This window comes from Methylobacterium oryzihabitans, assembly GCF_004004555.2.
GTDB classification, from domain to species: Bacteria; Pseudomonadota; Alphaproteobacteria; order Rhizobiales; family Beijerinckiaceae; genus Methylobacterium; species Methylobacterium oryzihabitans.
This window is the reverse complement of the sequence record NZ_SACP01000012.1, coordinates 127596-141226: the sequence shown is the minus strand read 5'-3', so window position 1 is coordinate 141226 and position 13631 is coordinate 127596. Positions and strand designations below refer to the sequence as shown.

Genomic DNA, 13631 nt, shown 5'->3' with positions numbered 1-13631 from the left:
TGAGGCCAGGCAACGAACAAGGGCCGTAGCGGTGAAGCGATGGCCCTTGACCTCAGGTCCAGTAGAGGATGCGGGCCGCGGGCAGTCGGCGGGCGATCTCGCACTCGAAGAACGCCCGCATCGCCCGCATCGTCTCCGGCGCGTAGACGTATTTGAGCGAGCCGAACTTGGTGCGCTTTCGCGCCCGCGCCGCCTCGTCCATCTCCAGGTCCGAGCCAGGATACCAGCCGGTCAGCACCTCCTTGGAGCCCGGGGTGAAGCGGTGGGTGATGAGCTCGACCGTGAGGTCGGCCTCCGGCAGGTCGCCGAGCGCCGCGGCCGCCCCGTCGAGCAGGGCCGCGTAGGCCGCCTCCCAGCCCTCCACCGGCATGATCGGCGCGACGGTGAGCCCGACCCGGTAGCCGGCCCGCGCCATGCGCCGCGCCGCGGCGAAGCGGGCCGGCAGCGCCGCGGTGCCGCCCTCGAAGCGCACCAGCGGCGCGGCGTTGACCGAGATCCGGATCCGGGTGCGGCGGCGATGCGGCAGGTCGAGGAGCGGGCCGACCGCATCGAACTTGGTGGTGAAGCGCAACTGCGCCTCAGCCTCCAGGCGGCCGACATGCCGGATCGCCGCGGCGAGCGAGCCGGTCAGGTGCTCGATCGCGAGCGGGTCGGTGTAGCACGACGCCTCGAAGGTGGTGCCCTCGTGCCGCCGCGCGTCGGAGCGCGAGGTCACGGCCCCGGTGCCGAGATAAGTGCCGAGCCCGTCGAGGATCTCCGGCAGGTTGGCGTAGGCCCGGGTCACCGGCGGCCCGGCGAGGCTGCCGGCGAGGTAGCAGTACTGGCAATGGGCCGGGCAGCCCTCGGCGAGGTCGAGGCGCCAGTCGGCGCTCGGCGGGATCGGCTGGAGTCGTCGCTTGGCCGGGGGCGCCACCACCACCGCGAGGGTCGACTTGGCCTCGACATAGGCCCGGCGCGGGTCGGGACCCGACAGGCCGGCGAGGCGGTTGGCCTTCAGCCGCACGGTCTCGATGCCGAGCGCCTCGGCCCGCGCCGCCATCGCCCGGCCGTGCTCCCACTCCAGCGCCGCGGGGGTGACGAGAACGCGGCGCGGCCGCCACAGCTTCGGCTTCGGCGGGGCGTCGGCGGCGGGCTCGGCGAGGAGGGCGGTCATCCGGGCGCAACGCGGGGCACCGGCGGATGATCCCGGTGCGGTCCAATCTCCGACCGGGATCGGCCGGGGAGCGAGCGAACAGCGCCAGATCACGGTCGATGATCGCTCCTGCACTGCACCATTTCCACCGATGGACGAGCGTTTCGGGAGAAATGTCGCAGCCCCGGGGAAAGCCGGAATGCTGTCCTATGTTGGTCGGAGGTCGCGGCCGGTCGCGCGCGGCCAGCCGGAGTCTCGCGTGAAATCTGTCCCGATGGTCCCGGCTCCGCGATACGGTGCGCCGATGATGGCGCGCCCGTTCCGGGCGGTGGTGGCGATTCCGGTCCGCAACGAGGCGCAGCGCATCGGCGCCTGCCTCGACGCCCTCGCCCGGCAGGACGGCCTCGGCGGCCGGACGCTCGGCCTCGTCCTGTTCCTCAACAACTGCACCGACGCGACCGCCGCCGTGGTGGCGGCCCGGGCCGACGTCCCGGGGCTGGCGGTCCGCGTCGTCGCGCAGGACTTCGCCGGCGCCCATGCCGGATGGGCCCGGCGCGAGGCGATGGAGGCGGCCGCGTCCTGGCTGGAGGAGGGCGGGGGCGCGGACGGCGTGATCCTCACCACCGACGCCGACAGCCGGGTCCCGCCGGACTGGGTCGCCCTCAACCTCGCGGCGATCGACGCCGGAGCCGACGCGGTCGCCGGCCGGATCGCCCTCAACCCGGACGAGGCGGCGCGCCTGCCCGCGCGCCTGCACGCCCGCGGCCGGCTGGAGGGCGCCTACGAGGTGCTGCTCGACGAACTCGCCGCCCGCCTCGACCCGCTGCCGCACGATCCCTGGCCGAACCACGCCACCGCTTCCGGCGCGACCCTCGCGGTGCGCCTCGACGCCTACCGGGCCGCCGGCGGCCTGCCGGCGCTGCCGGTGGGCGAGGACCGGGCCTTCGTCGCCGCGCTGCTCGCCCGCGACGCCCGGCTGCGCCACGCCCCGGAGATCACCGTCGTCACTTCCGGCCGCCTCGACGGCCGGGCGCCGGGGGGCGCCGCCGAGACGATGCGGCGGCGCTGCGAGGATCCCGCCAGCCCCTGCGACCCGCGCCTGGAGCCGCCATGGCGGGCGCTGCTGCGCCTCGCGGTCCGGCGCCGGCTGCGGCGGTGGCACGCCGCCGGCCGGATCGGCCGCGTGCCGGCCTGGGCGCCGTGGCTCGGCCTGCGGGCCGGGGCGGCCCGGGAGATCGCCCAGCTCGGTACGGCCGGCGCGGTGATCGCGGCGGTCGAGGCGGCAAGCCCGCTGCTCGCCCCCCGGCCGCTGTCGCCCCCCGCCCTGCCGGGCGCGATCCGGACCGCGCGCGCGGTCCTGCGCCTGCTGGGAGAGGTCGAGCGCCTGCGCGACCGGTTCGCCGCCGCCCGGTCTCGCAGCCCGGAGCCGACGCCCGAGGCCCTCGCCGTCGGCCTCGTCCCGGCCCGGGCCCCGGAGGCGACCCGCGCGGCGGAGCCGGCCGGCCATGTCTGAGCCCGGGCCGTCTCCCGACGAGCCGGCGGCCGTGCGCGCCGCCCGGTCCGTCTCCGCCGGCGCCGCCCGCCGGGCCGGTGCGCAGGACCGCGATGGCGGCTTCCCGGCCGAGGACGTGGCCGATCTCGCCGCGCTCGGCCTGCTCGCGGCCCCGGTCCCATGCGACGAGGGCGGCGCCGGGCTCGGCGAGGAGAAGGGGGCGCAGGATCTCGCCGCGGTGCTGCGCCTCGTCGGCGCCGGCAGCCTCGCCCTCGGACGGCTCTACGAGGGGCACGTCAACGCGCTCCAGCTCGTCGCCCGCTACGGCACGCCGGCCCAGCGCCGGCGCCTGTTCGCCGACGCCCGCGCCGGCCACCTGTTCGGGGTCTGGAACACCGAGCCGTCCGAGGGCGGGCTGGTCCTGGCCGGCACCGGCCCGATTCTCGCGCTGAGCGGCGAGAAGACCTTCGCGTCGGGGGCGGGCTTCGTCACCCGCGCCCTCGTCACCGCCCGCCGCCCCGGCGAGGCGGCGCCGCTGATGCTGGTGGTGCCGCTTGAGGCCGGCACGCGGGCCGACCTGTCGGCGTGGCGCGCCCACGGGATGCGCGCCTCGGCCACCGGCCGCCTCGACTTCACCGGCCTGACGGTGATGGCCGACGCGGTGCTCGGCGGGCCGGACGACTACCACCGCCAGCCGCACTTCTCCGGCGGCGCGTGGCGCTTCGCGGCGGTGCAGCTCGGCGGCATCGAGGCGGTGGCCGAGGCGTGGCGCGGGCACCTCGCCGGCACCGGGCGGGGCGCCGACCCGCACCAGCTCGCCCGGCTCGGCGAGGGCGCGATCGCGCTGGAGGGCGCCCGGCTGTGGGTGGCGCAGGCCGCCCGCGTCGTCGCCGGGGAGGCGCTGCCCCCGGAGCGGATCGTCGCCTACGTCAACCTCGCCCGCCTCGCCGTCGAGCGGGCCGGGCTCGACGTACTGCAGCTCGCCCAGCGCTCGGTCGGGCTCCAGGGCTTCCTGCGCGAGCACCCGCTGGAGCGCCTGTCGCGCGACCTCGCCACCTATCTGCGCCAGCCGGCCCCCGACCGGGCGCTGACCGGCGCGGCGGCCGAGATCCTGGCAGCGGACGCCACGATCGGCGACCTGTGGCGGACCGAACCGGAGGCGGCGCGTTGAGGGCCGACGCGTTCCTCGCCGCCGCGGAGGCGCTGCCCGTGCGCGACCTGCGCGACCTCGTCGGCCCGGGCGGCCTCGTCGTGGTCGCGCCGCATCCCGACGACGAGAGCCTCGGCTGCGGCGGGCTGATCGCCGAGGCCTGCGCCCGCGGCCTGTCCGTGCGGCTGGTGGTGGTGAGCGACGGCGTCGGCTCGCACCCGAACTCGCCGAGCCACCCGCCCGAGCGGCTGCGCGACCTGCGCGAGGCTGAGACCCTCGCGGCCGCCCGGGCACTCGGGCTCGATGCCGTCCATGTCCGCTTCCTGCGCCTGCCCGACCGCTTCGTGCCGAGCGCCGGCCCCGCGGCCGAGGCGGCGGCCGACGCCATCGCGGCGGCGGCGCGCGAGAGCGGCGCCACCGCCCTGTTCGTCACCTGGGCGCACGACCCGCATTGCGACCACGAGGCCAGCGCCGCGCTCGCCCGGCTCGCCCGCGCCCGCCTCGGCCCGGTGCGCCTCCACGCCTATCCGGTCTGGGGCTGGGCGCTGCCGCCCGGGACCGAGGTCGGGCCGGCACCGCGGGGCGCCCGCCTCGCCATCGCGGCGCACCTCCCGGCCAAGCGGGCGGCGGTCGCGGCCCACCGCTCGCAGACCACCGGCCTCATCGCCGACGATCCCGGCGGCTTCCGGCTGGAGCCGGCGATGATCGCGCGCTTCGCGCAGCCGTTCGAGATCTTCGTCGAGGTCGATCCGGAGGTCGAGTCAGAGGTTGATCCAGAGGTCGAGCCATGAGCCGCCACCCCGCCTCGCTGCCGCCGGACTATTTCGACGCCCGCTACGCCGCCGACCCGGACCCGTGGGACTTCGCCACCAGCGCCTACGAGCGCGACAAGTATGCCGCGACGCTCGCGGCGCTGCCGCGCGCGCGCTACGCCACGGCCCTGGAGGTCGGCTGCTCGATCGGCGTGCTGACCGCCGCCCTCGGCCGGCGCTGCGACGCGCTGCTCGGCCTCGACGTGGCCGAGGCCGCCCTGGCCCAGGCGCGGAGGCGCTGCGCCGACCAGCCTCACATCCGCTTCGCCCGCACCCGCATCCCGGATGAGTGGCCGGAGGACCGGTTCGACCTGATCCTGCTGTCGGAGGTGATCTACTACCTCGATCGCGCCGACGTCGCCCGGCTCGCCGGGCGGGTGCGGGCGAGCCTCGCGCCCGGCGGTGACGTCGTGCTGGTCCACTGGACCGGCGAGACCGACTACCCGCTCGGCGGCGACGAGGCGGCCGACCTGTTCATCGCGGAGGCCCGGGACATCCTGGAGCCGGTCGTCGCGACCCGCGCCGACGCCTACCGGCTCGACCTCCTGCGCCGGCGGCCCGCCCCGGCGGACCGCGCCGATCCGCCGGCAACGAATCCGCCGCAGCCACGTTGACGAAGGTGCCGATGCTCCACGCGGGCCCCGGCAAATCCCTTCTCTTCTTCAGCAGGCGAGCCTTCCCATGGCGTCCGGACCGTCTTCGCCGCATCGCGCGATCCAGACCATCGACATCTACTGCGACAAGAGTCGCGCCCATTGGAGCGAACGGCTCGGCATCACCGACGAGCAACTGCGTCAGGCGGTGCGACAGATCGGGCCGCGGGCCTCGACGGTCGCCGCCCATCTCGGCGTGTCGCTGCGCGGCTGAGTGCCGGACCGCATCGGGGGCAGGTTTCTCATCCCCTTCGACCTCCGGACGTCGTGTCGAACGGGCGTCCAACGCCGGCCGGAAGGGCGTCGGACGACCTCGCCCGGCGCGGTCACGTCCCAGGCCGAGTCTGTGCTCGCCGGTTCGCGATGCGCGTGCGTCGGCGAACCCGACACTCCGATCCGGCTCGTATAGCGAGGACAACGTGGCCCGGTCGCTGCAGGTCGGCGCGTGCCCGGGGGAGAAGTGGCTGGGGGACGTGGATTCGAACCACGACTAACGGAGTCAGAGGCAGGTTTCAAACCGTCTAAGACAACGACATGACGGCTTGGGGCATGTCTAGCTTTCGACGAGATCGTTGGAGAATTTCGCGAAATGTCTAACGCCCGTGTCGCCGAAACCCCCTTCGACACAGGCTGGCGATCGCCTCCCATGCGGGCGGTGATGAGGCCGACGGAGGATCGGAGTCGGCGGTGACGGTCCTCAACCTGCGCGCAGCCGATCGATGCGCAGGCGCAGGCCCTCGTCCTCGCGCTCCAGCTCGGCCAGTTCGTCGCCGATCTCGGCCGCGCGCCGGTCGAGCGCCAGCCGATGCACCGCATCCGCCCGCGCCCGCAGCGCCCCGCTCGCGGTCAGCTCCGCCCGCAGCCGGGCCCGGGTGTGCACCAGCGTGCGCCGCTGCAGTTCCAGCTGCGCCAGCGTCAGCCCGTCGATCTTGCCGGCAACACCAGCCACCTCGGCGCGCACGAATGCCTGCGTCGCCGGCACCGGCAGGCCGCTCGCGAGGTAGGCCGCCCCGAGCGACCCGACCACGCCGATCGCCGCCGCCGCCGTCTTGCCGTGGTGGATGAGCGCGTCGAGCATCGCGGGACCTCGCGTGAGAGGAACCGGCGGCCGGGTGGCCGCCGGGGGGAGGGGCCTTACTCGGCCCGCACGCCCTGGAGGGCGCCGGCCACCAGGGCGCCAATCGCGCCGGCCGCGGTCACGACGTGGGCCGCGGTGTCCGGATCGGACAGGAACGCCGCCAGGGCCGGGCGACCGGCGAGGCCGGCCGCGACCGCGCCCGCCGCGAGCAGCCCGGCCACGACGCCGGGGGTGAGGATCTTGCGCATCGAAACACCTCGGGGGATGCGCCGGAGGCCGCCGGCGCGCGGGAGCGGGATCAGGCGGCGGGGGCCAGCCGGGTCTGGCGCAGGGCCTCGGCGCGCACGCCGGCGACGCGGCGCGCCCAGCCGCGGCCGAAGCTCGGCCAGGTCGAGAGGCGGCGCAGGAAGGCGAGGCGGTCGGCGCAGACGAGCTGCACGAGGTCGGCGCTCGCTCGCGCGTGGATCGCCTTCAGGCTGATGGGGCCGAGCCGGCCATCGTCGGCGACCCCGGCGGCGCGCTGGAGCGCCATGATCGCCCGCGCCGGGCCCGAGTTCACCGCGAAGTCGAACACGGCGACGTCCAGGCCCGCCGGCAGCTCGTCGCCGCGCACCGCGTTCCAGTACCGGGCCCGGTAGATCGGCCCGACGCCTGCCGGCGTCAGCGCCTTCACCTCGGCCTTCGTCGCCGGCCGGCCGAGCCAGTCGCCGAGGGTGCCGATCGTCACGCCGAGATTGGTCGCCCCGCCGGGATCCTTCGGATGGTCGACGTAGCCGCCCTCGTGGCGCAGGACGAGCGCGAGCGCCCGCCCGAATGTCTCTGCGGCCATGGTGATGTCTCCGGGCACGAAAAAGCCCGCCGGTGAGGGCGGGCGGTGGACGATCAGAGAGAGGGTCGGCGGCTCAGGGCAGGCGGTGGAGGCCCCACCCCGAGTCGGCCGCGGCGAGATAGCCGTCTGCGCCGGTGAACCGCGCCGCCACCGTCACGACGTCGCCGGCCGCCAGCACCAGCACCGCCGACAGCCCCAACGCCGTCACCTCGCTCACCAGCGTGCCGGTCGCCGCCGCCCGGCCCGCCCCGGCCGCCGCGCCGTTGCGCTCGAACCGCAGTTCCAGCGCGCTCGGTGCGCTCGTGCCGTTGCGCCGGTAGGTCAGCCCGGCCTGCACCGCGTAGGCGCCCGCCAGCGGCACGGTGATGCTGTTGGCGCCGGCGTCGAACGCGCCCTGGTCGTTCGATGCCGCCTCGTTGAACGGCACCCGCGTCCAGGCGTCGGCCGACAGGTAGGCGTCGAAGTTGATGCGCGCCGCCACCGTCACCACGCCCGGCCGGCGCCACGCCGCGCCGTCATAGGCGTAGAGCGCCGCCTCGTCGGCGACGTAGGCCAGCCAGCCCGGCCGCGCCACGAACGAGCGCCACGCGCCGTCCTCGAACCGCACCACCCGCCCGGCCCAGCCGGCCCAGGCGCCGCTCGGGGCCGCCGAGGCGATCAGGTAGCGGTCGCCCTCGGCCGGGTCGGCCGGCGGCGCGGTGCGGTCCTTGTCGCGCACCGCGAGCTGGACCAGCGTGTCGAGGGCGCCCAGCGCCTCGTTGTGGGTGATGTGCTTCTGCGCCTGCGCCGCCGCCAGCAGCGGCAGCGCGAGCAGCGGGGTCGCGTCCATCGGGTCGCCTCAGAGATGCAGGGTGGTGCGCAGGGCCGCGCCGCGGCCCCAGGTGGTCGAGAGCTGGAACAGCGCCAGCGACACGGCCGCGACCGGCCCGCCGGCGTCGGCCGCCTGCATCGCCGCGGTGTAGGTGACGGCCGGCTCGCTCGCCGCGAGGGTGCGCAGCACCGACCCGTCGCCGGCCAGCACGTCCAGCTCGTAGGCTTCGCGTTCCTCGGCGAGCGGCACTTCGGCCTGTTCCCACGCGTCGCCGTCGAGGCGGGTGCGGCGGATCCAGGTCAGCGCGAGGTCGCCGTTGCCGAGCCGCCGCGCCCGGGCGTGGGCCGGCGCGTAGGGCCGCAATCCCACGCCCCGCACCGTCAGCGGTGCCGCCTGCCACGACGCGGCGTCCGGCGGCTCGCCGAGGGGCCCCCAGCGCACGACCTGCGGCAGGGTGCGGGTGGCGAGCGGCGCGCCGGATTGCACCAGTGCATCGGTCAGCACCACGAACGCCGCCCCGGCCGGGATCACGTCGGCCATCACCGCCTCCGTCCCGAGCTGGCCGCGCAAGAGCCGCGACAGGCGGTAGCGGCCCGGCGCCGCCAGCACCGCGCCCGCCCATTGCAGCACCTCCCACTCGCCGGACGGCAGGCGCAGGGCCGCGACGTTGGCGCCGGCCAGCACCGCGAGGTCGGTCGCCGCCGCCAGCTCGGCGCCGGCCGGCACCTCGACGTGGAGCGTGTTGACCCGGTCCCAGCGCCCGGCCGGGCCGCGATGCAGCGGCGCGGTCAGCCGCCCGACGATCGAGCGGGCGCCGAGCGTGGCGTCGTCCTCGAACGCCCCGCCGCCGACCGAGCGTTGCACCGCCACCGGCGACCACGGCGCGGTGTAGGCGGCGAGGTAGGGCGCGTGCGGGATCGCCGCGGAGCGCAGCATCGGCAGGTCGAGCACCTCGAACAGCCCGACCCCGGCCACGACCGGCGGCGACGGCTCGCGCGCCTCCGGGTTGCCATCCCGGTACGCGAACACGCCGGCATCGACCCGCACGCCGCTCGCCGGCCGGCCGCGCTCGTGCCCGAGCCGCGTCAGGCGGTACTCGGTCGCCTCGGCGCCGATCGCCACCACGTCGCCGGGATCGAGGGCAAGCGCCGAGGGCGGCAGGACCGTGACGACGCTCTCGCGCTCCGTCACCGCCTGGTAGAGCAGCGCCCGCGCCAGCCCGCGCGCCGCGCCGGTATCGAGCGCCAGCGGCAGCGAGACCCGCGAGACCGACGCCGCGCGCCCGTCGAGCCGGCGGGCCTCGACCGCGGCCGTCTGGTAGGCCCGGGTCGGGTCGAGGTAGCTCAGCGCCAGCACGCCCGGCAGCGCGGTCTCCTCGCCCCGGGTGCGCGTCAGGTCGGACCCGCCCTCGGACGCCACCAGCTCGTCCGGCCCGAACGAGGCCGCGACCGGCCCGGCGAGGGGCGCGAACACGAGCCGTCCCTGGCTTTCCGCGCCGTCGAAGAAGAACGCGGTGCGCAAGGGCGCGAGCGAGTCGCGCAGGGCCTGCACGTCGGTGATGGCGTAGCCCTGCACCACCCCGACCAGCCGCGACACGTCCACCGCCGCGCCCGAGCCGGCGCACAGGTCGGCCACCACCGCGGCCAGCGACGGCAGGCCGAGCCGGCCGTTGAGCCAGTGGCCGAGATGGTAGTTCGCCGCGTCCGCCCACGCCCCGCGTTGCAGCGGGAACTCCGGGTAGGGCCGGGCATCCCAGGTCCACAGATAGATCCGCTCGGCCGCCACCATGCGCCCGCCATAGGCCGGCGCGGCCGGGTTCACCGCCGGATCGCGCCAGTAGGCCAGCACGGCTTCGAGGGCGGCGCGCTGCACCGCCAGATCCTGCCGGCCGGTCGAGTAGTACGGCAGGAACGACTCCGACGACTTCGGATCGACGAAGACGTTGGGCTGGTTGGCGCCCTTGTCCACCGCCGGGCAGCCGAGTTCGGTGAACCAGACCGGCTTCGATCCCGGCACCCACGCGGTCGGGGTTGCGGCGCGCACGCCGCCCGGGCGGTCGTGGTGGGCGTTGCTCCACCAGCCGCGCAGATCCTTGACCCGGAACACCCAGTGCTCGCCATGCGCCGTGTCCGCGATCGGCGTGCGGATCTGGGCATCGCGGTCGGCAAGGCTCGCATAGTACCAGTCGAAGCCCTCGCCCCCGGCCACGTTGGCCCGCAGATAGGCCGGGTCGCAGGTCGAGGCGGTGCCGGCGCGGGCGTCGAGATGGTCGAAGCCGTCGCGCCAGTCGGCGAGCGGCATGTAGTTGTCGATGCCGACGAAGTTGATCGCCGGATCGGCCCACAGCGGATCGAGGTGGAAGAACACGTCGCCCGAGCCGTCCGCCGGGCGATGGCTGGCGTATTCGGTCCAGTCGGCGCCGTAGCCGATCGCCGTGCCCGGCCCGAGGATGGCACGGGCCTCGGCGGCGAGCGCCCGCAGGCGCGCCACCGCCGGGAAGGTCGAGGAATCCGAGCGCAGGGTGGTCAGCCCGATCATCTCCGACCCGATCAGGAAGCTGTCCACGCCCCCGGCGGCCTCCGCCAAGCGGGCGCAGGTCAGGATGAAGCGGGAAAAGCTCCACTCGGCGGGCTTGGCGCTGGTCACGGTCGCGCCGGTCCACGCCAGGTCCGCCCCCGTGGTGGTGCCGAAGAACGCCGCGACCGCGTCGGCCGCCGCGCCGGTCTTGTCGGGCGAGCCCGGCCGGCCGGGGGCCGGATGGCAGGTGATCCGCCCGCGCCACGGGAACGCCGCCTGCTCCGCCCCGCCATAGGGATCGGGCAGGCCGTTGCCGGCGGGAATGTCCATCATCACGAACGGGTAGAGCGTGACGAGGAAGCCGCGCCGCTTGAGTTCGTGGATCGCCTGCACCACCGACCAGTCGGCCGGCGCGCCACCCACCGCGGGCGTGCCATCCGCCAGCAGGCTGACCACCGGCGCACCCTCGCGCGTCAGACCGCCAGCCTGCCAGGGATGGCTGGTCACCTTGGCGGCCCGCTCGACCTTCGGGAGGATGCGGCAGGCGTCGAGCCGCAGGTCGGTGCCGTGCCAGGCCACCACCAGCGAGACGTGCCGGCACTGCGGCGCCTCGGCCTGCAACTGGTCGAGCGCCCGCGCGAGGTCGATCCCGCCCGAGACGGTGTTCTGGCCCGACAGGCTGCCGAGCCCCGGACTCGCGGTGACCGGCACGGTGGCATAGACGAACTCGCCCATCGCCGGGATCAGCGTCACCGCCGTCATCAGCTCCTCGAGCACCGGCGTGCCGGTGACGGCGGGCGGGCGGCGGATGATTTCGGCGGTGATGACCGGCACCCGGTTGCCGAAGGCGGCGAGCGGCAGATCCTCGAACACGAGGTAGGCCAGCCCGCGATAGGCCGGCGCCCGCCCGGCGCCCTCCACCGCCTCGATCTTTGGATCCGGCCCCTGGTCCTCGCCGCCGAGGTAGAGGCGATGGACATACCGCGCGAGCACCAGCGGCGTGCCGTCGGCATAGACTTGGCCGAGCCCGCTGATCGGCCCCTCGCACAGGGCGACCGCGACCGAGACGGAATACGAATACGTGACGTTGAACGTCTTCTGCGTCGGCATCCCCTTGCCGCCCGAGGTCTTCACCCGCTCGACGTGTTGCGTCTCCTTGAGCTTCGTCGCCCACAGGATCTGTCCGGCGACGCGGGTGCGGCCGTAGACGCGGGCGACCGCCGCGCCTTCGGTCGAGGCGGTCACGTAGAGGTCGGTGAGCCGCGGGCCGGTGTTGATCTGCGGCTTGGGGCGCGACCCGAACAGCGCCCGGTCGAGGAGCCCGCCGGCGAGGGTGCCGGCGACGCCGCCGAGCAAGCCGCCGAGCGGCCCGCCCAGCGCGGTGCCGGCGGCCTTGCCGGCATACGACAGGACGAGCGTGCTCATGCGATCCCCGGAAAGCGGAAGGCGGAGGCGCGCCGACGCATCCAGGCGTCGGGCATCCAGCTCTCGACCACGGCGTGGCCGTCATAGGCGTGGATCATCCGGCGCGGGCCGGTGAGGAGGGCGCAGTGCTTGGCCGGCAGGCCGGCGCGCCAGCGGAACAGCACCACGTCGCCGGCCTCGGCCGCGTCGGGGTCGATCTCGGCGAGATGGCGGCGGGCGGCATCCCGCAGCGTCTCCTGGCCGTGATCCTCGGCCCAGCTCGGCGAGTAGGGCGGCGGGGCCTCGGGCTCGGCGCCGTAAAGAGCGGTGTAGACGCCCCGCAGCAGGCCGAGGCAGTCGCAGCCGACGCCGCGGAGCGACGCCTGATGATGGTAGGGCGTGCCGAGCCAGGACCGCGCCTCGGCGACGATGCGGGCACGCGTGATGCCCACGCGGGTGATCTCAGCCGAGGCGTCCGCCATCGTTGCCGCTCCCCGAGGTCGCGCCGGCGGCGTAGTCGTTGCCCGGCAGGTGCGGGCAGCCGCGGAAGTTGAGGACGTTGGCGAACTTCGTCCGGCACGAGCCGAACGCCTTGTCGCAACCGGCGGTGACGGTGAAGGCGTCGCCGGCGGCGATCGGGGCGGGCATCGGCTGCCACAGCTCGATCCCGACCCCGGCGCGGTCGCTTGCATGCGCGCGCACCTCGGCGACGGCGCCGGCATTGGCGCCGGTGGTCCAGACGAGGCGCCCGGCGGTGAACCAGTCCGGGGCGAAGCCGTCGAGGCCGGCGGCGAGGAGGGCGCGGGGCGAGCGCGGTCGGGCGACGGTGGCGAGGCCGCGATAGGCCGGGGCGGTGGCGTCGAGGCCGCAGCGGGCATCGCCGAAGGCGGCGTCGCAGGAGCGTTGATAGAGCCGGCCGCGGGGCTGGTTGAGGCGGTCGGCGAGGCCGCGGACTTCCGCCGTGAAGGCGGTTCGCCCGCGGCCGACCTCGCCGAGATGGCCCGACAGGATCAGGACGCGGTTCTCGGGGGATTGCCAGTCGACGCGCCAGACCGCGACGGCGGCGCCGTCGAACAGGCCGCGGGCGAGTTCGCTGTCGGCGAGGCGCCCGTCCGTGAGGGCGCCCATGATCTCGGCGCTGTCGGGCGAAAGGCCGGCGGCCTGCTCGACGGCGCTGCCGGTGGCGCCGGTTCCGGCCGAGCACACGACGCCCTCAAGGGTGAGGTCTTCGTCATGGTCGGTGAAGCCGAGGCGCAGGCCGTCCGTGCGGGTGATGATCCAGCACTGGCACAGCGTCGTGACCCCGCTCGCGAGGCTCGCGGCGAGGCCGGGGGGCAGGGTTTTCATAGGGGGCCGGGGTGAGAGTGGGCCAGCGGAGCGGAGGTCCAGTGTCTACGGCCGACCCATCGCGGTCCCTGGGAAGGTCCACTTCCAGCTATAGACTAGGCCGAGGCTTATGACTGGATTAATGGGTTCCCTATCCATCTGCGGCCAGACGGCGGATGCACCGAAGCAACCATGGGCGTGAGCGATCAGTACGGCTCCCCTTACAGAGCCCTTACCTTTGCCGTCTGACACGGTACTTCCAGCTTCTTTCAAGCATTGGCAGCCATGTCCAAGCGCAAATTCAATTTATTTTCACAAAAAAATATTTTAATGCGATCCAAAACTAATTTAGTTAGAATTATTTTGTTTGATAGTGCTATAAATATGTCGGATACTGGCAGATTATATTAATTGATAAAGCAAATTT

The 13631-nt window shown here is 74.7% G+C and carries 13 protein-coding genes; 5 read left to right on the top strand and 8 right to left on the bottom strand.

What is annotated here, in order from left to right; all coding sequences use genetic code 11:
* Positions 1-52 precede the first annotated feature (52 nt).
* The gene (locus tag EOE48_RS14100; protein WP_127730134.1) at positions 53-1153 is read right to left on the bottom strand and encodes a spore photoproduct lyase family protein; all 1101 of its coding nucleotides are present in this window, start codon (positions 1151-1153) and stop codon (positions 53-55) included.
* A gap of 238 nt (positions 1154-1391) precedes the next feature.
* Between EOE48_RS14100 and EOE48_RS14095 the strand changes: the two genes are divergently transcribed.
* The 5 genes from EOE48_RS14095 to EOE48_RS14075 all read left to right on the top strand — a co-directional run bounded on the left by EOE48_RS14095 (position 1392) and on the right by EOE48_RS14075 (position 5453).
* Positions 1392-2645 (top strand): glycosyltransferase family 2 protein, encoded by a 1254-nt coding sequence (locus EOE48_RS14095; protein WP_246154367.1) that lies wholly within the window; start codon positions 1392-1394, stop codon positions 2643-2645.
* Positions 2638-3795: an acyl-CoA dehydrogenase family protein gene (locus EOE48_RS14090; protein ID WP_127730132.1), complete on the top strand. Its 1158-nt coding sequence runs from the start codon at positions 2638-2640 to the stop codon at positions 3793-3795. Before EOE48_RS14095 ends, EOE48_RS14090 begins: the two co-directional genes overlap by 8 nt.
* Positions 3792-4565, top strand: coding sequence for a PIG-L deacetylase family protein (locus tag EOE48_RS14085; protein WP_127730130.1), 774 nt, complete (start codon positions 3792-3794; stop codon positions 4563-4565). Before EOE48_RS14090 ends, EOE48_RS14085 begins: the two co-directional genes overlap by 4 nt.
* Complete coding sequence (locus EOE48_RS14080) at positions 4562-5200, top strand: class I SAM-dependent DNA methyltransferase (RefSeq protein WP_127730128.1); 639 nt, start codon at positions 4562-4564, stop codon at positions 5198-5200. Before EOE48_RS14085 ends, EOE48_RS14080 begins: the two co-directional genes overlap by 4 nt.
* A gap of 67 nt (positions 5201-5267) precedes the next feature.
* Positions 5268-5453, top strand: coding sequence for a DUF3606 domain-containing protein (locus tag EOE48_RS14075; RefSeq protein WP_127730126.1), 186 nt, complete (start codon positions 5268-5270; stop codon positions 5451-5453).
* Positions 5454-5936: 483 nt separating this feature from the next.
* Here the strand turns inward: EOE48_RS14075 and EOE48_RS14070 are convergent, their stop codons facing one another.
* From EOE48_RS14070 to EOE48_RS14040, 7 genes are all read right to left on the bottom strand, one after another.
* Positions 5937-6317, bottom strand: coding sequence for a hypothetical protein (locus EOE48_RS14070; protein ID WP_127730124.1), 381 nt, complete (start codon positions 6315-6317; stop codon positions 5937-5939).
* A 56-nt stretch (positions 6318-6373) separates the two neighbouring features.
* Positions 6374-6565, bottom strand: coding sequence for a hypothetical protein (locus tag EOE48_RS14065; RefSeq protein ID WP_127730122.1), 192 nt, complete (start codon positions 6563-6565; stop codon positions 6374-6376).
* Between the two features lie 50 nt (positions 6566-6615).
* Positions 6616-7146, bottom strand: a complete 531-nt coding sequence (locus EOE48_RS14060; protein WP_127730120.1) for a glycoside hydrolase family 108 protein — start codon at positions 7144-7146, stop codon at positions 6616-6618.
* Positions 7147-7219: 73 nt separating this feature from the next.
* Entirely contained in the window at positions 7220-7975 is a 756-nt protein-coding gene (locus tag EOE48_RS14055; protein WP_127730118.1) for a DUF2793 domain-containing protein, read from the bottom strand.
* 9 nt (positions 7976-7984) lie between these two features.
* Complete coding sequence (locus EOE48_RS14050; RefSeq protein ID WP_127730116.1) at positions 7985-11899, bottom strand: baseplate multidomain protein megatron; 3915 nt, start codon at positions 11897-11899, stop codon at positions 7985-7987.
* Positions 11896-12360, bottom strand: coding sequence for a DUF6950 family protein (locus EOE48_RS14045; protein WP_127730114.1), 465 nt, complete (start codon positions 12358-12360; stop codon positions 11896-11898). Before EOE48_RS14045 ends, EOE48_RS14050 begins: the two co-directional genes overlap by 4 nt.
* Entirely contained in the window at positions 12341-13225 is an 885-nt protein-coding gene (locus tag EOE48_RS14040) for a DUF2163 domain-containing protein (protein ID WP_127730112.1), read from the bottom strand. Before EOE48_RS14040 ends, EOE48_RS14045 begins: the two co-directional genes overlap by 20 nt.
* Positions 13226-13631: the final 406 nt, after the last annotated feature.